Genomic DNA, 272 nt, shown 5'->3' with positions numbered 1-272 from the left:
TGTCGATCTGGAAGCCGTTGGGCACGTCGAAGCGGATGCCGAGCTTGCCGTGCATGAAGGTCTGACCGCGTACGTAACCTTCTTCCGGGGCGTCGCCGTAGAGCAAGCCGTCGATGCCGGCGATATAATAGTCGCGGCCGCGGTCGCCGATCGTGCCTTCCGCCCCGAAGGCGCGGGCATGCAGCCGCGCCAGCTCCACGCGCTGCGGCGCGTTCGGGTGGCTCGAGAGGAAGTCGAGGCTCTGGTCGCTGTCGGGATCAACAGCCGTGAAG

1 pseudogene is annotated in these 272 nt (G+C 66.5%); it reads right to left on the bottom strand.

The features are described 5' to 3' along the window. A pseudogene (locus tag ACOZKU_RS27695) lies at positions 1–272 on the bottom strand (metalloprotease); the annotation flags it as partial.

It is taken from the genome of Shinella sp. M31 (assembly GCF_049199205.1).
GTDB lineage: Bacteria > Pseudomonadota > Alphaproteobacteria > Rhizobiales > Rhizobiaceae > Shinella.
The sequence above is the reverse complement of the archived record's forward strand: the minus strand, read 5'-3'. Positions and strand labels throughout refer to the sequence as shown.